This is a genomic window from Dyella lutea (assembly GCF_024158035.1).
Lineage (GTDB): Bacteria > Pseudomonadota > Gammaproteobacteria > Xanthomonadales > Rhodanobacteraceae > Dyella_A > Dyella_A lutea.
In genome coordinates this window covers 755,299-775,384 of record NZ_JAMZEK010000001.1, presented here as the reverse complement: position 1 = coordinate 775,384, position 20,086 = coordinate 755,299, and the positions used below count along the sequence as shown (strand labels likewise).

The following is a 20,086-nucleotide window of genomic DNA, read 5'->3' as shown; positions in this document are numbered from 1 at the left end:
TCACGTGCTGCTCCCCGGGTCGAAAATGGATTCGATCGGCTGTCCGAACAGCCGGGCGATCTTGAAGGCCAGCGGCAGGCTGGGGTCGTACTTGCCCGTCTCGATGGCATTGACGGTCTGGCGCGAGACGTCCAGTCGCTCGGCCAGATCCGCCTGCGACCAGCCTTGCGCTCCGCGCAGGTCGCGGACGCGGTTGTTCATCGGGGCGCGCGCCCCGCTGGAGTGGAAGGCAAGGAGGTCATGGTCCCGCCGCGTCCACGGCAACTCGACGGCGACGCCAACGGCGCCAGGCAGTCCATGCGGCGAATCCGACGAAGCTGGTCTGCGTTCCCAGCATCACTCCCAGGCTGAATCCGTCCATGTGCCCATGCCACCAGGCGAACACGGTGGCGACACCGAGCAAAGCGGCGACCAGCAGGAAGTAGAGCGGAAGTGACCAGGAGGACGTCTCGTCACAATCCATGCTGCCGCCGTAGCGGCGGGTGACCACCCACCAGTGCGTCGCGCCGTAGCAGAACATGATCAGCGGGAACACCCAGATCAGGACGGTGCCGTCGAGCCGGATCGCGCCGGACGTGGCGAGCAGACCACCGACCAGGCTCAAAGAAGCGGTCACGGCCGTGGCCACGCCCAGCGCCACCAGGTGGGTACGCTGCTCGAGTTCGTCGCTGGAGGCGATCTTGTAGACCAGCAGCCCGATGACGTAGAGCATCGGCAACGCCGGCACCAGGGTCAGCGCCGCCTTCTCCCACAGCCCCGGCGCCGCTTTCGCCAGCGGCCACACCGCCAGCATCGCGATGACGTACAGCGTCATGGTGACGCCGACCTGGCGCCGGTACTGGCGTTCGGAAAGTCGCTTCATGTCCCCGCCCCGCCGAGACGATCCAGCCCGTTGCCCGGTTGCTTCATGACCCCTCCTGTCAAGCGTGCTTGACAGGAAGCCTAGATCTGGCGCCAGCGCATGTCAAGCGAGCTTTACATGGGCGGCGTATGTCGGCGGTGCCTGACAAAACTTTAGGCCAAAAGTGTGAACTGGATTGCAATTTGTGACGTGGTATGTCGCAATCGGGCCTGCGAATTTCACAGCAAGATTCTGAGGAATCACTCCCAACAATTTGTTAAATATGGGATTTTTCTGGAAAAATCCCGAAGCTGGTGAAACATGGCATGTCGCTTGCTTAAATCCACTCGCGGTATCCAAAACCACCAACGCTTGGCTGCTGTCCTGATTCACTTTCCTGATCATCAAAGGGGGAACCCATGCTCCACAAGAAGACGCTGCTTTCGACCGCCCTTGTCGCCGGCCTGGGCTTCCTGGCCTTTGCCGCCTCGCCGGCCCACGCCACCAACACCGGCACCATCAACTTCACCGGCAAGGTCCTGGCCGATACCTGCACCATCACGATCAATGGCGGTCCCGGCACCACCGTGGCGCTGCCGACCGTGATGACCGGCGCCTTCGGCTCCGTGGGCGCCGTCGCCGGCACCACTTCCTTCACCGTCGGCGTCAGCGGCTGCGATGCGAACACCACCAGCGCCGCCATGGCCTTCAACGGCGCCAACATCGACGGCACCACCGGCAATCTCAAGAACACCACGACCACCGGCGGTTCGAATGTGCAGATCCAGCTGCTGAACTCGTCCAACGCGGTGATCAACACCTCGAGCCAGGCCAACGCGCCGACCATCGCCGTCAGCGGCGGTTCGGGCTCGACCGGCATGAAGGCGCAGTACATCGCGACGGCGGCGTCCACCACCGCCGGTCTGGTGACCTCGTCCGTGGGCTTCACCCTGACCTATCAGTAAGTCGCTGTCTCGCGGCCGCCCGTCATCGGGAGGGCGGCCGCCCTCCGCCTGCCGTACCCGGCCCTGTCTCCGGAACGCACCATGAAAAGCCTGCTCTGCACCGTCGGCGCAGCCTTGCTCGTGCTCGCGCTCGTGCTTGGCGCACCCTCCGCCCATGCCAGCGTCGTGATCGCCGGGACCCGCGTGGTGTTTCCCGCCGCCACCGGCGAGGTGACGATCCGCCTCACCAACAACGGCAGCCATCCCGCGCTCATCGAAGCGTGGATCGACGATGGCGACCCCAATTCCACGCCCGACACGGCCAAGGTGCCGTTCCTGGTGACCCCGCCGCTGGTGCGCATGAATGCCGGCAAGGGTCAGAGCCTGCGCATCGTCTACACGGGACAGCCGCTGCCGACCGACCGCGAATCGCTGTTCTGGCTGAACGTGCTGGAGATCCCGCCCAAGCCCACGGCCAAGGCCGGCGAGGAACAGAACACCCTGCAGTTCGCGATCCGCTCGCGACTGAAGCTGTTCTTCCGTCCCTCCGGACTGGCGGGGGACTTCGCCACGGCATCGCGGCAGATCGCCTGGTCGCTGATTTCCGACGCACGGGGCTTCGCCCTCGAGGCGCGCAACAGCTCGCCCTACTACATCACCTTCAACAAGGTTTCGCTGACCGCCGCCGGGCACACCTACGATGCCGGCACCGGCATGGTCGCCCCCAGGTCCTCGCTGCGACTGCCGCTGGCCGCGCTCCACCGCGCCGTCACCGGTGCGCAGGTCGACTACACGGTCATCAACGACTTCGGCGCCGGCGCAACCTACAAGGGCAGCCTCGCGCCGTGAACCGGGCACGGGCGAGCGCCGTGACGGCAGCCTCGCGCGGACGGTCGGTCCAGCGCCAGGCCCTGTCATTGCTGATCGGGCTCACGCTCGCCGGCGGCATGGCTCCGCACGCCCGCGCTGCCGCCGCAAGCGGAGCGCCCGCCGGTTCCAGCGCCAACGCTGCCAGCGCTGATGCCGATGCCGTCGACACCAACTTCGACCGCAGCATGCTCTCCGGCGCCGGGCAGAACACCACCGATCTATCGCGCTTCGAGCGCGGCGATTTCGTGCCGGCCGGCAGCTACAGTGTCGACATCTACCTCAACGAGCGCCCGGTCGGCCGCAACGATGTGCGCTTCAGTGCACCGTCCCCCGACGCGAGCGCCTCGCCCTGCTTCACCCGCGCACTGCTCGACCAGCTCGGCCTGCATCCGGCCGACCTGTCGAAATCGACCCAGGCCGCCCTCGCCGGCGGACAGGGTTGCATCGACATCGCCGACATCATCCCGGGCGCCAGCGCGAACTTCGACATGGGCGACCTGCGGCTGGACATCAGCGTGCCCCAGGCGTTCCTCGGCCAGGCGGCGCGCGGCTACGTCGATCCGAAGTTCTGGGACTCCGGGGTGACGGCCGGACTGCTCAACTACAACTTCAACAGCTACCGCACCAGCAGCCAGGGCGTGTCGCAGACCTCCGCCTTCCTCGGCCTGGACGCCGGCCTCAACCTCGGTCGCTGGCATTTCCGCCACCAGTCCTCGCTGAACTGGCAGTCCGCCATCGGCGTCACGCCCGCCCGCCGCCGCTGGCAGACGATCGCCAGCTACGCGCAGCGCGACGTGCCCGAACTGCACGCGCAGCTGACCATCGGCGACTCGTGGACCAGCGGCGAGATCTTCGACAGCGTGGGCATCCGCGGCGTCCAGCTGGCCACCGACGACCGCATGCTGCCGCAGTCCCTGCGCGGCTATGCGCCCACGGTGCGTGGCGTGGCGGACAGCAACGCCAAGGTGACCGTGCGCCAGAACGGCATGGTGATCTACCAGACCACGGTGGCTCCGGGCCCGTTCGCCATCAACGACCTCTACGCCACCGGCTACGGCGGCGACCTCCAGGTCAGCGTCACCGAGGCCAACGGCCGCGTCCACACTTTCTCGGTGCCGTATGCCTCGGTGCCGCAGTTGCTGCGCCCGGGCGTGAGCCGCTTCAGCGCGGTCGCCGGCCAGGTGCGCCAGCAAGGCATCCTCGACACACCGACCCTGATCCAGGGAACGATCCAGCACGGCTTCAGCAATCTGCTGACCGGCTACGCCGGCGTGATCGGCTCGAACGGCTACGCCTCGGCGCTGCTCGGCACGGCACTGAACACCCGCTACGGCGCCTTCGCCATGGACCTCGCCGCCGCGCACACGCGCCTGCCCGGCATGGACTCGATGACCGGGCAGAGCCTGCGACTGAGCTACAGCAAGACGCTCGCCGAAACCGGCACGACGCTCACCGTCGCCGCCTATCGCCGCTCCACCGGCGGCTATCTCTCGCTCGGCGACGCGGTGAGCGCCCGCGACTACGCCCGCCGCGGCCTGCCGGTATTCGCCAGCAGCGCCTCCAGCTACCCCCTGGCGATCAACGGCGTACCGGTGACCGGCCTGCTGACCCCCTCGCAGCAGGCGGCCCTGGCCGGTGTCGACTTCACGGCACAGAACGGCGTCGACCGCCAGCGCGACAATTTCAGCCTCGCGCTGACCCAGTCGCTGGGCCAGCGCGGTGGCTCGCTCTACCTGAGCGGATCGGTCCGCAGCTACTGGAACCGCGGCGGCACCGACACCCAGTTCCAGCTCGGCTACAACAACGCCTGGGGCCGGGTCACCTACAACCTGTCGGCAAGCCGCGAGCGCGACCTGTTCGGTCGCAACGACAACCGCTTCATGGCCTCGTTCACCGTGCCGCTCGGCAGCACGGAGCATGCGCCGGTACTTACCAGCAGCGCCGCACGTGACACCGCCGGCGGCATGCAGGAACAGGCCACGCTCAGTGGCAACGCCGGCGACGACAACCGCTTCAACTACGGCGTAACCGCCACGCACGACGACACCGTCAGCGGCGGCAGCCCGGGCACCACGGCCAGCCTCAGCGGCGGTTACCGCGGCTCGCATGTGCTGCTCAATGCCGGCTACGGCAAGGGCAGCGGCTACTCGCAGGCCTCGTTCAGCGCAGCAGGCGGCATCGTCGCGCACCCGGGCGGCGTGACGTTCGGCCAGCCGCTGGGAGACACCGTGGCCATCGTGCAGGCCACCGATGCCGCCGGCGCAAGCGTCGGCAACACCACCGGGCTGAAGGTGGACCGGCGCGGTTATGCGGTGGTGCCGTATCTCACGCCGTACCTGCTCAATACGATCACCATCGACCCGAACGGCTTGCCGCTGGACGTGCAGCTCGCCAACACCAGCACCCAGGTCGCCCCGCGCGCCGGTGCAGTGGTGATGGTGAAGTTCTCCACCCAGAGCGGCCGCTTCATGCTGATCCAGGCGCAGCGCCCCGACGGTGCGGCATTGCCGTTCGGCGCCGAAGTGCAGGACGACCAGGGCCAGGTGGTCGGCGTGGTCGGCCAGGCCGGGCGCATCATGGCCCGCGTCACCCGCAAGAGCGGGCGGCTCAGCGTCGCGTGGGGCGACCCGGACGACCCGTCCCATCGCTGCAGCTTCGACTATCGCGTCCCGGCGAGCCCGTCGCGCGACAGCAACGGCGTCTACGCGACCGAGCAGGCGACCTGCGTGGACACATCAACGAACAAGCCGTCCGGGAGGGCGAACGGATGAAACAGGGCAAGCCCGACGCGGCCGGCACCAGGCGGCGTTCCTCTGCTGGCTGGAGGCGTATCGGCGCACTGGTGCTGCTTGCCGCCCTATCGCTGCTCGGCCTGTCGCAGTCGGCACGGGCCTCATGCTCATTCGATCGCGGCTCAAGCCAGGGCAATTACTACGTGTCCGTGCCCAGCAGCATCGTCAACGACCCCGGCATCGCGGTCGGGCAGGTGCTCTTCACTTCGACCGCCACACCAATCAGTCCGACTGTCTATTTCAACTGCCGGCACCGCGGCAACGGCTGGGGCCTGGTGAACGATGTCGGTGTCACCCCGGGCACGACCACCAACCTGTTTCCCTCCAACGTGCCCGGCGTCGGCTACCGCATCCTGCAGAGCGGCAACTACATTTATCCCTATCCCTACTTCAGCCTCGACGGGTCGAGTTCATGGTACGAGTCCGACGCGGTGACCCTGGAAATCGTCAAGACCGGCACCATCGCCGACGGCAGCACGCTGTCGATGGGGCCGCTGGTGAGCTTCGAGGCCGGCTCGGGCGGCAGCGGCTCGATCTACGACGCGGTGATCAACCTGGCGAACTCGCTGACCTTCACTGCCCCCGCATGCCAGGTATCCACGCCGAACGTCGACGTGACGCTGCCGACCGTCTCCAGCGGCGCGTTCAGCGGCGTCGGCTCGGTGACCGGCGCCACACCGTTCCAGATCCGGCTGCAGTGTTCCAGTGGCGCGACGGTGCGGATCACCATGACCACGGGCACGCCCGTCGGCGGACAGACCGGCGTGATCGCGCCATCAAGCGGCACGACCACGGGAGTCGGGGTGCAGGTGTTGAGCTCGTCGGGAAACCCGGTGCAGTTCGGTACGGCGGCGGTGATCGGCGCAACACCGAACGGCACGATGACGGTGAACTATTCGGCGCGCTACTTCCAGACCGCCGCGACCGTGGGTCCGGGTACGCTGGGAGCGACCGCCACGTTCACGCTGTCCTACCAGTAGCCGCTACCGCGTCAGGACGTCACTCGTACGTGCGCACGACAAGTCGTACGTCCGGCTGGCCGGTAGCGCCGGCGCCGGCATAGCCGGCGTAGTAGTTGAGCAGGCGATCTCGCGCGACGGATGCCGCATCCAGCTGGACCACGCTGCGGGCGTAGGTTTGGCCGGCATCGCTGGCCGTGCTGCCACAGCTGCGCAGGTCGGGCTGGGCGACGCCGGCGCCCTGCGGGCCGGCGATTCCGTCGGAGGCGACCACCGTACAGGTGGGCTCCACCACGGCACCGGAAAAGCTGATGGATCCGGCGTCGGCGCGCGCGAAGGTGACCCCCATCGCAAGGGCCATCGCACATCCGGCTGCTGTGAATATCCGCCTCATGAATCTCGTCCTGGCGCCTCCGCTGGGGAGGGCTTGGACGGTCATCGGCCGCTACTGGAGCAACTTGACCGGGTGTCCCGGGGACGAGCCCGATTCCGTGATGCACTTCACGCTTTTCCGGCCCACGGCGCCGACGCCGGGCTTTCCGGCGTCACCCGCCTTGCCGGGGCGGGTCAGCGCGAGGAGATGTACTTCTCGCGGCGGATCTGCGGCACCGGCAGGCCGAACTCCTTCAGTGCCGCGAATGCAGCGTCGACCATGTTGGGGTTGCCGCACAGGTAGGCGATGTCGCGATCAGCAGCCGGCGCCAGCTCCGGCAGGGCGGTTTGCACGTGGCCCATGCGATCGGTGGCGCGCGGCACGGCGCGGGGCTCGCGGCTCAGGCAGCTGAGGTAGGTGAAGCCCGGGTGCGCCGCGGCGAAAGCGGTGAACTCCTCGTCGTAGAGCAGCTCGGCCTCCTTGCGGGCGCCGTAGATCAGCACCGCTTCGCGGCCACCGGGCGCCAGCCACTCGGCCAGCTGCGGCAGCATTGCCCGGTACGGGGTCACGCCGGTGCCGGTGGCCAGCAGCAGGTAGCGCGGGTGGATATCGCCGGCCTGCAGGCAGAAGCGGCCGTAAGGCCCGCTGGCCTCGATCATGTCGCCCTCGGTCAGCCCACCTAGCAGCGCGGTGGCCGCGCCGCCCTCCACGTAGCTCACCGCGATCTCGATGCGCTGCACCGGCGAGCGGCCGTCGCCCACCGTGGCCACCGAGTAGCTGCGCTTGGTCGCCGTGCCGTCGGCGTAGTGGAAGTGGACCTGCAGGAACTGCCCCGGCACGAAGGCCAGCGGCTGGCTGTCGGCCCGCTCGAACACGAGGTGGCGCACGGTGGGCGCCAGCATGCGGCTGTCGACGAGGCGGAGGGTGAAGTGGTCGGCCATGGGGCTCCCGGAAACGCTGTGTGCACCCGGCAGACGCGGGCGGCGTGGACAAGCCCTTTATAATAGGGGGCTTGCCCCCATCGATGCAGCCCATGTCCACACCTACCGCTTCCCCGGTTCCGGCGCTCGTCGTCGACAACCTGCGCAAGACCTACGGCAACGGCGTCGAGGCGCTCAAGGGCGTCAGCCTGACCGTGCAGCCCGGCGACTTCTTCGCCCTGCTCGGCCCCAACGGCGCCGGCAAGTCGACCCTGATCGGCATCCTCTCCTCGCTGGTGAACTCCACCGGCGGCGACGCCCAGGTGTTCGGCGTCTCCGTCAACAAGCAGCGCAACGAGGCGATGAAGCTGATCGGCCTCGTGCCGCAGGAGATCAACTTCAACCAGTTCGAGAAGCCGTTCGACATCTGCGTCAACGAGGCCGGCTTCTACGGCATCCCGCGGAAGATCGCCGCCGAGCGCGCCGAGAAATACCTGAAGGAGCTGCGCCTGTGGGACAAGGCGCACCACCAGGCACGCATGCTCTCCGGCGGTATGAAGCGACGCCTGATGATCGCCCGCGCGATGATGAACGAGCCGAAGCTCTTGATCCTCGACGAACCCACCGCCGGCGTCGACATCGAGATCCGCCGCTCGATGTGGCAGTTCGTCAGCGCCATCAATGCCGCCGGCACCACGGTGATCCTCACCACGCACTACCTGGAGGAAGCCGAGCAACTGTGCCGCAACATCGCGATCATCGACCACGGCACCATCGTGGAGAACACCTCGATGAAGCGCCTGCTGGCCAAGCTCGACTCGGAGACCTTCGTGCTCGACGTCACCGCTGCGCCCGACCAGCTGCCGCAGTTGTCTGACATCACCCTGCGCCGCATCGACGAGCACACGCTGGAAGCTGAAATGCCACGCACCTCCGACCTCAACGCGCTGTTCGCCGCACTGACCGAACACGGCATCGCAGTGAAGTCGATGCGCAACAAGACCAATCGCCTGGAGGAGCTGTTCGTGCGGCTCGTCGAGAACGGCCGGGAGAAGGCGGCATGAGCCATTCACTGAACATGGTCGCGCTATACACCATCGTGCGCCGCGAGATCGCCCGCATCATGCGTATCTGGACGCAGACGCTGATCCCGCCGGCGATCACCATGACGCTGTACTTCGTGATCTTCGGCAAGCTGATCGGCAGCCGCATCGGCACGATCGAAGGCGGCTTCACCTACATGCAATACATCGTGCCGGGCCTGGTGATGATGTCGATCATCACCAACAGCTACGGCAACATCTCCAGCTCGTTCTTCGGCGCAAAGTTCAGTCGTGCGGTGGAAGAGATGCTGGTGTCGCCGATGCCGAACTGGGTGATCCTGCTCGGCTACGTCACCGGTGCCGTGGTGCGCGGCCTGGTGGTGGGCGTGCTGGTGCTGATGATTGCGCTGTTCTTCACCTCGCTGCACGTGGTGCACCCGCTACTCACCTTCCTCTCGGTTCTGCTGGGCGCCACGATCTTCTCGTTGGCCGGCTTCGTGAATGCCGTCTACGCGAAGAAGTTCGACGACATCGCGCTGGTGCCCACCTTCGTGCTCACCCCGCTGACCTACCTGGGCGGCGTGTTCTATTCGATCAACATGCTGGGCGAACCGTGGCAGGCGATCTCGCGGATCAACCCGATCCTGTACATGGTCAACGCGTTCCGCTTCGGCGTGCTCGGCGTGAGCGATGTGGGCATCGGCACCGCCTTCGCGGTGATGGTGCTGTTTGTGGTGGTGCTGTCGGCGGTGGCGTTGCAGTTGCTCAAGCGCGGCGTGGGGCTCAGGTCGTAAGAGCAAAGGAGTGAGTGGAGAGGAGTGAGGAGTGGGAGGTGGAACTTCCCGCAGCGCTCCCTGCCCGCTCGTTCACTGCCGAAGCAGGGACGACAGGCACGCCGCTCATCGATCTTCCTGACCCTCAACCGCCACGCCCTCTCTCACTCCTCTGAACTCACTCCTCGTCCCATGCGCGTCAATAAATACATCAGCGAAGCCGGTCTGTGCTCGCGCCGTGAGGCGGACGAGCTGCTGCTTGCCGGGCGGGTGACGATCAACGGCGACGTCGTGACCACCGGCGCCAAGGCGCTGGAGGGCGACGAGGTCCGAGTGGACGGCGAGATCGTCAAGGCGCGCGTCCTGGCCACCACGCCCTCGGCCAAGAAGGCGGTCTACATCGCGCTGAACAAGCCGGTCGGCATCACCTGCACCACCGACACGAGCGTAGCCGGCAACATCGTCGACTTCGTCGACCACCCGCAGCGCATCTTCCCGGTCGGCCGGCTGGACAAGGATTCCGAAGGCCTGATCCTGCTCACCAGCAACGGCGACATCGTCAACGAGATCCTGCGCGCCGAAAACCGGCACGAAAAGGAATACCTGGTTGCGGTGAACAAGGCGGTTACCGACGAGTTCCTCGCCGGCATGAGCAAGGGCGTGCGCATCCATGGCCAGATGACCCAGCGCTGCCGCGTGCGGCGCATCGCCAAATTCGGCTTCGGCATCGTGCTGACCCAGGGCCTGAACCGCCAGATCCGCCTGATGGCCGCGGCGTTCGGCTACCGCGTCACCCAGCTGCGCCGCGTGCGCATCGACAACATCAAGCTGGGCCACCTCAAGCCCGGCCAGTGGCGCAATCTCACCGATGTGGAGCTGAAAGGTCTACTGCCTGGCCGTACGCAGTGGTGATCCCGGGAAAGCCCCGGCACATCCGCTGACGAAGAGGCGGCGCGGGCACCCGGCCCGCCACGACACGATCGTTGACCGAGCCCCGATGCAGAACGGCCCGCGCAAGGCGGGCCGCTCGATCCGGACACCCTGCAGCCGCAGGGCGCTAGGCGTTATTGCCTATTGTGACAGGTGCTGCAGGCGGGCATCGCCGCCGCGGCACGGAAACCGCGCACGTCCACCACATCCGCAAAACCACGGGTATCGCGAATGCCCAATGCCTCGTGCATGCGGTTGACCGGCGCCCGGTTCGATGCCGAGTGGATGGCCTCACCAGCTACCGCACCACTGGCCACCGCCGTCAGCACCGCTACCATGGAAAGGGTACGAATCTTCATGAGCTGCAATCTCCTCGCCGATTGATGGCGTCGCCTTCGTTGCGGCCTGGCCCGTACGGTCGGCAGCGGTGCGAAGCCCTGTGTCCATATCCCCCGCTCCCCAGCGTAGCGCCGAAATTTCGACGCTACCAGCACGATCGATGCTGCATCGCGTGAGTAAACGTATTCATTCCCGTCCTGCGGCGGACGTGGACTGCAGCCAGGCCACCGCGCCGAGTCCCGCCCGCCGACCACTGGCGAAGCAGGCGGTCAGCAGATACCCGCCGGTCGGGGCCTCCCAGTCCAGCATCTCGCCGGCGCAGAAGACCCCCGGCCGGTCGATCAGCATCAGGCTCTCGTCCAGCGCGGCCAGCGTCACGCCGCCGGCGGTGCTGATCGCCTCGGCCACCGGCCGCGGCGCGCTGAACGTCAACGGCAGTGCCTTGACCAGCGCGGCCAGTCGCGCGGCATCGGCCAGCAACGTCTTGTCGGCCACCTCGAACACCAGCGCACACTTCGCGGCGTCCAGCCCCGCCCGGCGGCGCAGCCAGTCGCCCAGGCTGTGCCTGCCGCGGGGCGCGGCGAGCCGGGCGGCGAGCAAGTCGACGCTGTAGCCGGGGGCCAGGTCGAGCTGCAGCGCCGCCTCGCCGCGTTCGCGGATCTGCCGGCGCAATGCCGGGCCGATCGCATAGAGCAGGCTGCCCTCCAGGCCATAGCCGCTGATCACGCATTCGCCCTGGCGCTGCCGTGACGTGCCGTCCGCGTCCTGCCAATGCGCCACCACGGCCTTCAACGGCGCGCCGGCGAAACGACTGGCGAGGTGCTCGCTCCAGGCGTGCTCGAAGCCGCAGTTGGCCGCTTCCAGTGGCGTGGTGGCGACGCCGGCCGCAGCCAGTACGTCCATCCACGCGCCGTCGGAACCGAGCTGCGGCCAGCTTCCGCCGCCCAGTGCCAGCACGGTGGCCGCCGGCGCCACGGCGCGCTCGCCGTCGGGGGTGGAGAAACGCAACGCACCATCGTCGCGCCACCCCGACCAGCGATGATGCATGTGGAAGCGCACGCCGTCGGCATGCAGCCGGCGCACCCAGCGGCGCAGCAGCGGTGCAGCCTTCAGGTCCGACGGAAACACCCGGCCCGAGCTGCCGACGAAGGTTTCCACACCCAGCCCGCGCGCCCAGTCGCGCAATGCCTCCGCATCGAACTCACGCAACCACGCACCGACCTGCGCCGCGCTCGCGCCGTAACGCCCGACGAAATCGGCGAAACCCTCGCCGTGGGTGAGATTGAGTCCGCCCTTGCCGGCCAGCAGGAACTTGCGTCCGACCGAACCCATGGCGTCGTAGAGGTCCACCGCCAGGCCGGCCTGGCACAGCTGTTCGGCGGCCATCAGTCCGGCCGGCCCGCCGCCGACCACGGCGACGCGCGAAGAAGAAGCATCGGTCATGCCGCGGATGGTCGCATGCCGAAGGTCGACTGGTGCAGTCGCGGTGCGCTGCGCATACTCAGGCGCTGTACGACGCGACCGTTTCCACGAGGTGATCCGATGTCCCGACTCCGCCCGCTGTCCCTCGCCGCAGCCCTGCTGCTCGCCGCAAGCGCACCGCTCGCCGCGCAGAACGCCGCCCAGCCACGCGAACAGGCGCCCCTGCACGCGCTGGCCAGCGCCCCCAGCGAGGCACGCCTGCACGACACCATCGCCCACCTGGTGGGCTTCGGCACCCGCCACACGCTGTCCGACACCCGGTCGGACAAGCGCGGCATCGGCGCGGCGCGGCGCTGGGTCAAGGCGCAGTTCGAGGCGATCTCGCGCGACTGCGGCGGCTGCCTGGAGGTGGTCACGCCCTCGCAGGTGTTCACCGGCGAGCGGATTCCGAAACCCACCGAGGTGATGGACGTGGTGGCGATCAAGCGCGGCAGCAGCGATCCGGACCGGGTAATCGTGATGAGCGGACATCTGGACTCGCGCGTCACCGACATCATGAATGCGACCAGCGACGCCCCCGGCGCCAACGACGACGCCTCAGGCGTGGCGGCGCTGATGGAGGCGGCGCGGCTGCTGTCGAAGCAGGACAACCGCGCCACCGTGGTGTTCGCCGCGCTGTCCGGCGAGGAGCAGGGCCTGTACGGCGGCAAGGTGCTGGCCGACTACGCCGCGGCGCACGGCTGGAAGGTGGAAGCCGACCTCAACAACGACATCGTCGGCAACAGCCGCGGCCAGAACGGCGTGCGCGACAACACCACCGTGCGCGTGTTCAGCGAGGGCACCCGCAGTACCGAGACGGCGAAGCAGGCGCGCATCCGCAACTACTTCGGCGGCGAGGTCGACTCGCCCTCGCGCAACGTGGCCCGCTACATGGCCTCGATCGCCGACCAGTACCTGCCCGACTTCCGCGTGAAGATGATCTACCGCACCGACCGCTACGGTCGCGGTGGCGACCAGGTGGAATTCCTCAAGGCCGGCTACCCGGCGATCCGCGTCAGCGAAGGCCACGAGGACTACACCAGGCAGCACCAGGACCTGCGCACCGAGCATGGAGTCCACTACGGCGACACGATCGACGGCATCGACTTCCGCTACCTGGCCCGGGTCACTGCGCTCAACACGGTGACGATGGCCGCGATGGCCAACGCACCGGCGCCGCCGACCGGCGTGAAGACCGAGGGAGCGCTGGCCACCGACACCACCGTGAGCTGGCACAAGGTGCCCGGCGCCGCCGGCTACCGCGTGCACTGGCGCGACACCACGGCGCCGCGCTGGCAGTACGCGCGCGCGGTCGGCGACGTCGACAAAGCGGTGATCAAGGACGTGGTGATCGACGACTGGTTCTTCGGCGTGTCCTCAGTCTCGGCCGACGGCTACGAGAGCCCGGTGGTGTTCCCGGGGGCGGCCGGCAGCTTCGAGCGGCAGGCGCCCGAGGCGCCGGCGAAGTAGGCGCCGCGCTCAGTCGCGCTGGAACGGCACCGGCTCCGGCCGGTGCAGCGAGAACCCCTGGGCCAGGTCCACGCCCAGCTCGCGCAGTGCCTGCATCACCGCGTCGCTGGTGACCCATTCGGCCACCACCAGCAGGCCGATACGATGGCCGATGTCGGTGGCCGCGCGCACCATTGCGTGACTCACCGGGTCATCCAGCATGTCGCGGATGAAGCTGCCGTCGATCTTGATGATGTCCACCGGCAGGTTCTTCAGGTAGCCGAACGAGGACATGCCGGCGCCGAAGTCGTCCAGTGCCACCTTGCAGCCGACCGCGCGCAGCCGCTGCATGAACCGGGCGACCTGCGACAGGTGCCGCACCGCCACCGTCTCGGTCACTTCGAAGCAGACCCGCGACGGATCCACCCGGTGCTGACCGAGCAGTTCGATGATGCGATCGGCCAGCGCGTCGTCCTCGACGCTGGCGCCGGAAAGATTGATCGTGGCCAGTTGCAGCGAGGCGCCGGCCGGGTGCAACTGGTCGAAATGGGCCAGCGCGGTCTCGATCACCCAGCGGTCGATCGTCGGCATCAGGCCGTAGCGCTCGGCGGCCGGGATGAACGCGCCAGGCACCACCAGTCGCCCCTCCTCGTCGCGGAAACGCAGCAGCAACTCGATCCGCACGCCCTCCCCGGGCTGTGGCGCCAACGGCAGCAGCTCCTGGTAATAGAGCAGCAGCCGGCCCTCGTCCGCCGCCCAGCGCAGCCGGTTGGCCCACTCCATCTCGCTGCGCCGACGAGCCGTCTCGTCGTCGTGCTCGGAATAGAAGTGCACCCGGTTGCGGCCGGCCTCCTTGGCCATGTAGCAGGCGGTGTCGGCCTGGGCGAACAATTCGTGCAGGTGCATGCCGGGCTTGTCGAGCATGACGCCGCCGACGCTGGCGCTGACCGAGTAGCTGCGCTGCTCCCACATGAACACGTAGCCGTCGATGCGTCGCCGCAACCGCTCGGCCTGCGCCTCGGCCGCTGCCAGGCTGCCGATGCGCGGCAACAGCACGCCGAATTCGTCGCCGCCCAGCCGCGCCAGCACGTCATGGTCACCCAACTGCTCGTGCATGGTCATCGCCAGTTGTGCCAGCAGCTGGTCACCGGCCATGTGGCCGGAGGTGTCGTTGATCAGCTTGAACTGGTCCAGGTCGATGTACAGCAGTGCCGCCGCCGGCGCACCGGCGGCGATCGCCGCCATCGCCTCGCCCAGATGACGCTCGAACTCGCGCCGGTTGTACAGCTCGGTCAGCGCGTCGTGGCTGGCCTGGTGAAGCAGCCGGTCGTTGAGCAGGCGCTGCTCGGTGATGTCGGAAGCGACCATCAGCAGCTTGGAGACGCCGTCGAGCTCGACGTGGGCGATCGACACGCTGGCCCAGAAACGCTGCCGCTGCCCATGCCGCAACACCGCCTCGAGCTGCTCGACCGCACCGGCCTGCGGATCGGCGAGCCGCCCACGCACGGCGGCATCCTCGAACAACGTCGGCAGCGCCTGACCCAGCGGGTCGCCCAGCCGGTCGCGGGCGGCACGGTTGGCGTAGGTCACCCGCCCCTCGTTCGCATCGGCCAGCAGCACCAGCGCAGGCAACAGCTCGTTGAGCGCGCGGAACCGCTCTTCGCTCTCGCGATAGCGACGACTCATCCGCCAGCCCAGCTCCATCGCCCGGCGTTGCGTACCCGCCACCGACCAGACCAGCAACGCGAGCAGCAGGCTGATCAGCAGGCCGGCGGGCAGCAGCGTACCGCTCCAGCTCCAGCGCTCGGGCAGCAACGGATAATCCATGCGCACCCGCCACACTCGGCCGCCGTAATGCAGGTCGCGCCGGAAGTCGCCTTCGCTGCCCGCGACGGCCGCCGCATCGGAATCGAACAGCGCCTGTCCGGGCCGGGCAAGGTCGAAGACCTGGACGTGCATTTTGTGCAGCGCCTCGGGGGTAAACGCGCCGCCGATCAGCTGGGAAACCCGGAAGGATGCGGCGATCGATCCCTCGAGCCGCGCCAGCCGCTCGGCCGATGTCGCCGGGGGCGGTCCCTCGCTGTAGACCGGGAGGCGCATGGTGACGCCATGGATCGGGCGACCATCCGGCTCGTGCTGGACCAGATCGAACGGCGCGGAAAGAACCGGCTGGCCGCTTTCCTGGGCGGCGACCAGGGCGGACATATTCGGCGTCTGCGAGGTGACGTCCAGACCTAGCAGGCGCTCGTTGCCTTCCAGCGGTGCGACATGACGGGTGATGTAGCGCGCACCGGACGGCCCGGCCTCGCGCTGCGCATAGGCCAGCGCGACCAGGCTCGGGAACAGGCTGCGTGGTCGCAGGTTGGCGTAGAAGTGCTGGAAATCGTCGGCGGTCACCTGGTCGGAGGCGATGTACAGCGTCTGCACCGAGCGGATCAGCAACTCGGAAGTCACCAGCCGCACCTGCAGGGCGGTGAAGCTCTTGTCCGCCAGCTCGTCCAGGGCGGCCCGCGCCGCGGCCCGTTGCCGCACCTGCTGCTGCTGATGGAGCACCAGCGTCAGCAGCACCCCGGCGAGCAGCGTCGCCAGCACCCACACCCATGCCAACCCTCCCCACGGTGGGCGCACCACGGGCGTCTGCGGGGAAAGGTCCGGATCGGGACGAGGAACGGGGGCAGAACTCAAGCGGAAGTCCCTATCGCCGTCGGGCAACCGCGCTATCTGAGCACATCCGGCGTCACGCCGCAGTACGAAAAAGCCCGGCGCTGGCGGGAAGGTGCGGCGACTGCTAAAAACCCGGACGGGGCGCAGGGGGCGTCCCCGGACGGCGCCTGCTGCCAGGCGTCTTCTCGATGGACCGACACCAGGGGGATTTTCCGATGACCTACCGCTTCGGCGCGCCGGCACGACTCGTACTGCCCGCCCTCGTCCTGCTCTGTGCCACGCACGCCTCGCCCGCCCGGGCGGATGATGCCGGCGACGCCCGCACCGAGCAGTTCCTGGCCTCGCTGCATCCGGCCACTGGCGACGTGGCGATTGCCCCCGCGCACGCCCACCTGGCGCTGAAGCCGGGCTACGCGTTCCTGGGGCCGCAGGACGCGCAGCGCGTGCTGACCCAGCTGTGGGACAACCCGCCGGACAAGGACGTACTCGGCATGATCCTGCCCGACTCCGACCCGCACGGTCTGCTCGATCCGAAGCAGTGGGCGGTGGTGGTGACCTACGTCGACGACGGCTACGTGTCCGACGCCGATGCGTCCTCGATCGACTACGACGACATGCTGTCGAAGATGAAGGAGTCGACCCGGCACGAGAATGCCGAGCGGCGCAAGCAGGGCTATCCGGAGCTCGAGCTGGCCGGCTGGGCCGAGCCGCCACACTACGACGCATCCAGCCACAAGCTGTACTGGGCGCGCGACCTCGTGTTCACCCGCGACGGCCACAGCGGGCATTCGCTCAACTACGACATCCGCGTGCTCGGCCGCGAAGGCTACCTGTCGCTCAATGCGGTGGCGCCGATGGGCGAGCTGGCGCAGGTGCGGGCGGACATGCCCGAGGTGCTCGACATGACAGACTTCGACGCCGGCCAGCGCTACACCGATTACGACTCGCGCACCGACAAGCTGGCTGCCTACGGCATCGGTGCGCTGGTCGCTGGCGGCATCGCCGCCAAGGCCGGACTGTTCGCCAAGCTCGGCGTACTGCTGCTGGCGCTGAAGAAGTTCGTGATCTTCATCGTGGCGGCGATCGTCGGCGTGTTCAAAAAGCTGTTTCGCCGCAAGACCGCCTGACCGCGCCAGTCGCGCGGTGCCTCAGGTGCCGCGCGGCTTGGCCCGGTGGGTGGGCGTGGCGGTCCACGGATCGTCCGGCCACGGATGGCGCGGATAGCGCCCCTTGAGCTCCTTCTTCACCTCCGGATAGGTGCGCTCCCAGAAGCCCTTGAGGTCCTGCGTCATCTGGATCGGCCGACCGGCCGGCGACAGCAGGTGCAGGGTCACCGGCACGCGGCCGCCGCCGACCCGCGGCGTGTCGGCCAGGCCGAACAGCTCCTGCAGTTTCACCGCCAGCACCGGCGGCTCGTCCGGTGCGTACTCGAGCCGGCGATGCTGGCCGCTGGGCGCCAGCCACTGGTCCGGTGCCTGCGTGTCGAGTTGTTGGCGTTGGCCATAGCCGAGCATCGCGGCGAGCGCCTGCGACAGGTCGTCCGCGCCCAGCGCATCGAGGCCGCGCTTGCCCGCGAGATAAGGCGCCAGCCAGTCCTCCAGCGTGGCCAGCAGCGCGGCGTCGGATACGTCCGGCAAGTCGAGCTCGGGCATCCAGCCGCGCAGCGCCTGGATGCGCAGGCGCAGGCGGCGCGCCGCGTCGCTCCACGGCAGGACCTCCAGCCCGCGGCTGCGCACCGCGGCGAGCAGCGCCGGCAGCGCATCGGCCGGCTGTACCGGCACGCTGCGGCGCTCCATCACGATGGCGCCGAAGCGGCGTTCCTCGAACGCCTCCACCGCGCCGCGCGCCTCGTTCCAGCGCAGGACGCGCGCGCGCGCGAAGCGTTGGGGAAACTCGGCCTCCAGCGTGCGCGGGTCCAGCGGTGCGGCGGCCAGCACCAAGCTGTCGCGTGCCTCGTGGCGCAGGTCCAGCACCACCAGCCAGGGTTCGCCGAGCAGGGCGGTCTGCTCGTGCAGGCGCACGCCGCGGCCGTTGGCCAGGGTGTAGCGCAGCGGATTGCCGGCATCGCGGTAGGCGATGCGGTCGGGGTAGGCGTGCACCAGCAGGTCGCCGACGGCATGGCTGTCCGGCACCCCGCTGGCCGCGGTGCGCAGGTCCAGCCGGCGGCGCCAGCCCTTGGCGGCCTGTTCGATCGCTGCCAGCGCGCCGGCATCGGCACCGGCGTGGCTGCCGCCGCCGCGACGATCGCGCCACACGTGCAGGGCGCCGACGCGCACGCGGAAGTCGTCGGTGCGCGCCTGCTCGCCACGCAGCGGCGAGCGCGCCTCGGTCAGCGCCAGCAGGTCGGCGACCAGGGCGCGACGTTCCTCCGGTGCGCGCAGGGCGGCCGCAGCCAGTCGCGGCGTGGCACCAAGTGCGAGCATCCGGCGACCCAGCGCGGTGATGCGTCCGTCGGCATCCAGTGCGCCCAGTGCCGTGAGCAGTTCGCGTCCCTGCGCCAGGGCACCAGGCGGTGGCGGGTCGAGCCAGGTCAGGTCGCTGCAGCTGCCGGCGGTGATGCCCCAGGCCGCCAGTTCCAGCGCCAGCGCGGACAGCTCGGCCTGGGCGATCTCGGCGGTACGCGAGGGCTCCAGCCGCCTGCTCTGCGGCCACAGCCGGTACGCCGTGCCTTCGGCGACGCGGCCGGCGCGGCCGGCGCGCTGGTCGGCCGAAGCCTGCGAGATCGCCACCGTTTCCAGCCGGGTGAAGCCGGAATTCGGATCGAAGCGCGGCTCGCGCGCCAGCCCGCTGTCGACCACCGCGCGGATCCCCGGCAGGGTCACGCTGGACTCGGCCACGTTGGTCGCCAGCACCACCCGCCGCGTCCCCGGCTCGGCCGCGCCGAGTGCGAGCTGCTGCTCGGCCAGCGACAGCTCGCCGTGCAGCGGCACCAGTTCGATCGCCTCGTCCAGGGTGTGCCCGAGCACCGTCTGCGCACGGGCGATCTCGCGCCGTCCGGGCAGGAACACCAGGACGTCGCCGTCGTTCTCCGCCAGCGCCTGCCGCACCGTGCGCGCCAGGTGCTGCTCCAGCGTCTCCTGCGCCCGCGCCGGGGGATGCTCGATACGCACCCGAAAGCTGCGCCCGGGACTGCTGATCCGCGGTGCATCCAGCCACTGCGCGACGCGCTCGCCGTCCAGCGTGGCCGACATCACCACGAGGCGCAGGTCGGGCCGAAGCGTGCCCTGCACGTCCAGCGCCAGAGCTGCGCCGAGGTCGCCGGCAAGATGCCGCTCGTGGAATTCGTCGAACAGGATCGCGCCAATGCCGGCGAGCTCCGGATCGTCCTGGATCAGCCGGGTCAGGATGCCCTCGGTGACCACCTCGATCCGCGTCGCCGCGCTGGTGCGCGACTCGAAGCGGATCGAGTAGCCGACCGTCTGCCCCACCGGCTCGCCCAGCTGCTGCGCCATGAACTGCGCGGCGGCGCGGGCGGCGATGCGGCGCGGTTCCAGCATCAGGATCTTCCGTCCTTCCAGCCATGGTGCGTCGAGCAGGGCCAGCGGCACCTGAGTGGTCTTGCCGGCACCGGGAGGCGCCTCCAGCACCAGCCGCGGATGCGCGGCGAGCGAGGCGCGGATGTCCGGCAGCAGCGGGGTGATCGGGAAGTCGGCAGGCGTTGCAGTCATCCGCGCCAATGGTAACGGCGGAGCGGGCGCGACACGCCCCGCCGGCGCGCTGGTCGCCGC

General features: G+C 68.8%; 17 protein-coding genes. 9 read left to right on the top strand and 8 right to left on the bottom strand.

Annotated elements, in window-relative coordinates; translation table 11 throughout:
* Together NC595_RS03415 and NC595_RS03410 are read right to left on the bottom strand one after the other, a co-directional pair.
* Complete coding sequence (locus tag NC595_RS03415; protein ID WP_017463118.1) at window positions 1–201, bottom strand: helix-turn-helix transcriptional regulator; 201 nt, start codon at window positions 199–201, stop codon at window positions 1–3.
* 37 nt (window positions 202–238) lie between these two features.
* On the bottom strand, window positions 239–862 hold the full coding sequence (locus NC595_RS03410; RefSeq protein ID WP_253564864.1) for a hypothetical protein: 624 nt from the start codon (window positions 860–862) through the stop codon (window positions 239–241).
* Between the two features lie 398 nt (window positions 863–1,260).
* Between NC595_RS03410 and NC595_RS03405 the strand changes: the two genes are divergently transcribed.
* The 4 genes from NC595_RS03405 to NC595_RS03390 all read left to right on the top strand — a co-directional run bounded on the left by NC595_RS03405 (window position 1,261) and on the right by NC595_RS03390 (window position 6,427).
* The gene (locus NC595_RS03405; protein ID WP_253564863.1) at window positions 1,261–1,806 is read left to right on the top strand and encodes a fimbrial protein; all 546 of its coding nucleotides are present in this window, start codon (window positions 1,261–1,263) and stop codon (window positions 1,804–1,806) included.
* Window positions 1,807–1,887: 81 nt separating this feature from the next.
* Window positions 1,888–2,634 carry a fimbrial biogenesis chaperone gene (locus NC595_RS03400; RefSeq protein ID WP_253564862.1) on the top strand — a complete coding sequence of 249 codons (747 nt, stop codon included), beginning with the start codon at window positions 1,888–1,890 and terminating at the stop codon, window positions 2,632–2,634.
* 20 nt (window positions 2,635–2,654) lie between these two features.
* On the top strand, window positions 2,655–5,426 hold the full coding sequence (locus NC595_RS03395) for a fimbria/pilus outer membrane usher protein (protein ID WP_253564861.1): 2,772 nt from the start codon (window positions 2,655–2,657) through the stop codon (window positions 5,424–5,426).
* Window positions 5,423–6,427, top strand: a complete 1,005-nt coding sequence (locus tag NC595_RS03390) for a fimbrial protein (RefSeq protein ID WP_253564860.1) — start codon at window positions 5,423–5,425, stop codon at window positions 6,425–6,427. The genes NC595_RS03395 and NC595_RS03390 overlap by 4 nt, the downstream gene beginning before the upstream one ends.
* Window positions 6,428–6,446: 19 nt before the next feature.
* On the opposite strand, the gene NC595_RS03385 is transcribed toward NC595_RS03390, so the two are convergent.
* The gene (locus NC595_RS03385) at window positions 6,447–6,767 is read right to left on the bottom strand and encodes a hypothetical protein (RefSeq protein WP_253564859.1); all 321 of its coding nucleotides are present in this window, start codon (window positions 6,765–6,767) and stop codon (window positions 6,447–6,449) included.
* 206 nt (window positions 6,768–6,973) lie between these two features.
* On the bottom strand, window positions 6,974–7,720 hold the full coding sequence (locus tag NC595_RS03380; RefSeq protein WP_253564858.1) for an FAD-binding oxidoreductase: 747 nt from the start codon (window positions 7,718–7,720) through the stop codon (window positions 6,974–6,976).
* Window positions 7,721–7,803: 83 nt separating this feature from the next.
* Between NC595_RS03380 and NC595_RS03375 the strand changes: the two genes are divergently transcribed.
* The 3 genes from NC595_RS03375 (at window position 7,804) to NC595_RS03365 (ending at window position 10,427) form a co-directional block, all read left to right on the top strand.
* A complete protein-coding gene (locus NC595_RS03375; RefSeq protein WP_425493061.1) occupies window positions 7,804–8,763 on the top strand; it encodes an ABC transporter ATP-binding protein in 960 nt (319 codons plus the stop codon).
* Window positions 8,760–9,536, top strand: coding sequence for an ABC transporter permease (locus NC595_RS03370; RefSeq protein ID WP_253564856.1), 777 nt, complete (start codon window positions 8,760–8,762; stop codon window positions 9,534–9,536). The genes NC595_RS03375 and NC595_RS03370 overlap by 4 nt, the downstream gene beginning before the upstream one ends.
* A 171-nt stretch (window positions 9,537–9,707) precedes the next feature.
* Window positions 9,708–10,427: a pseudouridine synthase gene (locus tag NC595_RS03365; protein ID WP_253564855.1), complete on the top strand. Its 720-nt coding sequence runs from the start codon at window positions 9,708–9,710 to the stop codon at window positions 10,425–10,427.
* Between the two features lie 152 nt (window positions 10,428–10,579).
* Here NC595_RS03365 and NC595_RS03360 read toward each other — a convergent pair whose 3' ends face one another.
* Window positions 10,580–10,804, bottom strand: a complete 225-nt coding sequence (locus NC595_RS03360) for a hypothetical protein (protein ID WP_253564854.1) — start codon at window positions 10,802–10,804, stop codon at window positions 10,580–10,582.
* A 166-nt stretch (window positions 10,805–10,970) separates the two neighbouring features.
* Window positions 10,971–12,227 (bottom strand): TIGR03862 family flavoprotein, encoded by a 1,257-nt coding sequence (locus NC595_RS03355; RefSeq protein WP_253564853.1) that lies wholly within the window; start codon window positions 12,225–12,227, stop codon window positions 10,971–10,973.
* 99 nt (window positions 12,228–12,326) lie between these two features.
* On the opposite strand from NC595_RS03355, the gene NC595_RS03350 reads away from it, so the two are divergent.
* Window positions 12,327–13,715, top strand: coding sequence for a M20/M25/M40 family metallo-hydrolase (locus NC595_RS03350; protein WP_253564852.1), 1,389 nt, complete (start codon window positions 12,327–12,329; stop codon window positions 13,713–13,715).
* A gap of 9 nt (window positions 13,716–13,724) precedes the next feature.
* On the opposite strand, the gene NC595_RS03345 is transcribed toward NC595_RS03350, so the two are convergent.
* Complete coding sequence (locus tag NC595_RS03345; protein ID WP_253564851.1) at window positions 13,725–16,379, bottom strand: bifunctional diguanylate cyclase/phosphodiesterase; 2,655 nt, start codon at window positions 16,377–16,379, stop codon at window positions 13,725–13,727.
* Window positions 16,380–16,573: 194 nt separating this feature from the next.
* On the opposite strand from NC595_RS03345, the gene NC595_RS03340 reads away from it, so the two are divergent.
* Window positions 16,574–17,485: a DUF2167 domain-containing protein gene (locus tag NC595_RS03340; RefSeq protein WP_253564850.1), complete on the top strand. Its 912-nt coding sequence runs from the start codon at window positions 16,574–16,576 to the stop codon at window positions 17,483–17,485.
* 21 nt (window positions 17,486–17,506) lie between these two features.
* Here NC595_RS03340 and hrpB read toward each other — a convergent pair whose 3' ends face one another.
* Complete coding sequence (gene hrpB, locus NC595_RS03335) at window positions 17,507–20,026, bottom strand: ATP-dependent helicase HrpB (protein WP_253564849.1); 2,520 nt, start codon at window positions 20,024–20,026, stop codon at window positions 17,507–17,509.
* Window positions 20,027–20,086 lie beyond the last annotated feature (60 nt).

Bases quoted from the DNA above. Each gene is read 5' to 3' on its own strand.
- NC595_RS03355 (WP_253564853.1), bottom strand. From the start codon at position 12,227: ATGACCGATGCTTCTTCTTCGCGCGTCGCCGTGGTCGGCGGCGGGCCG.
- NC595_RS03350 (WP_253564852.1), top strand. From the start codon at position 12,327: ATGTCCCGACTCCGCCCGCTGTCCCTCGCCGCAGCCCTGCTGCTCGCC.
- NC595_RS03340 (WP_253564850.1), top strand. From the start codon at position 16,574: ATGACCTACCGCTTCGGCGCGCCGGCACGACTCGTACTGCCCGCCCTC.
- hrpB (WP_253564849.1), bottom strand. From the start codon at position 20,026: ATGACTGCAACGCCTGCCGACTTCCCGATCACCCCGCTGCTGCCGGAC.
- NC595_RS03415 (WP_017463118.1), bottom strand. From the start codon at position 201: ATGAACAACCGCGTCCGCGACCTGCGCGGAGCGCAAGGCTGGTCGCAG.
- NC595_RS03375 (WP_425493061.1), top strand. From the start codon at position 7,804: ATGCAGCCCATGTCCACACCTACCGCTTCCCCGGTTCCGGCGCTCGTC.
- NC595_RS03360 (WP_253564854.1), bottom strand. From the start codon at position 10,804: ATGAAGATTCGTACCCTTTCCATGGTAGCGGTGCTGACGGCGGTGGCC.
- NC595_RS03365 (WP_253564855.1), top strand. From the start codon at position 9,708: ATGCGCGTCAATAAATACATCAGCGAAGCCGGTCTGTGCTCGCGCCGT.
- NC595_RS03400 (WP_253564862.1), top strand. From the start codon at position 1,888: ATGAAAAGCCTGCTCTGCACCGTCGGCGCAGCCTTGCTCGTGCTCGCG.
- NC595_RS03405 (WP_253564863.1), top strand. From the start codon at position 1,261: ATGCTCCACAAGAAGACGCTGCTTTCGACCGCCCTTGTCGCCGGCCTG.
- NC595_RS03380 (WP_253564858.1), bottom strand. From the start codon at position 7,720: ATGGCCGACCACTTCACCCTCCGCCTCGTCGACAGCCGCATGCTGGCG.
- NC595_RS03370 (WP_253564856.1), top strand. From the start codon at position 8,760: ATGAGCCATTCACTGAACATGGTCGCGCTATACACCATCGTGCGCCGC.
- NC595_RS03385 (WP_253564859.1), bottom strand. From the start codon at position 6,767: ATGGCCCTTGCGATGGGGGTCACCTTCGCGCGCGCCGACGCCGGATCC.
- NC595_RS03390 (WP_253564860.1), top strand. From the start codon at position 5,423: ATGAAACAGGGCAAGCCCGACGCGGCCGGCACCAGGCGGCGTTCCTCT.
- NC595_RS03410 (WP_253564864.1), bottom strand. From the start codon at position 862: ATGAAGCGACTTTCCGAACGCCAGTACCGGCGCCAGGTCGGCGTCACC.